Below are 528 nucleotides of genomic sequence, written 5' to 3' on the forward strand. Positions count from 1 at the left end.
GCATGTACGAGGTCATGAGGTATTGGGACGACGACCTTCCCGAGTGGAACGCGGAGCAACGCGAATTCGCGGTGGCGTGGCGGAACCAGCCGAAGTGGGTCGTGTCGCGCTCGCTGAAGTCGGTCGGCCCCAACGCGACGCTTGTTTCGGATGACCTCGAGGCGGTGATATCTGGGCTGAAGGCCCGGCTTGCTGGGGAGATCTCCGTTTCCGGACCAGACCTGGCGCGAAGCCTCACCGACCTCGGTCTGATTGACGAGTATCAGCTCTACTTCCACCCGTTCGTGCTGGGTCACGGCAAGCCATTCTTCGCCGCCCCCCGGCCGCCGCTTCGCTTCGTGGCCAGCGATCTCATGGGCGATGACGTGATCAGGCTGACCTACGTTCCTGCCTGATCACCCAACTCGCGGGCGCGACCCGGCGCCGCTGTCACCGGCGCATCCCTATTCAGACGGCGAGATGTGCGTGTAGCGTCTTATCGGCGCGGCAGGGCGCGGCTGACGGCCACGCCGCGAAGAGGGTTCACGA

Annotated in this window: 1 protein-coding gene; it reads left to right on the forward strand. The window is 65.0% G+C overall.

Annotated features, from left to right (window positions below; all coding sequences use genetic code 11):
- Nucleotides 1-395: dihydrofolate reductase family protein (locus AC1DWF_RS38305; RefSeq protein WP_476843621.1), on the forward strand; the 395-nt coding region annotated here is incomplete at its 5' end.
- Nucleotides 396-528: the final 133 nt, after the last annotated feature.

The sequence above is a fragment of the Aminobacter sp. P4_D5 genome, assembly GCF_056401815.1.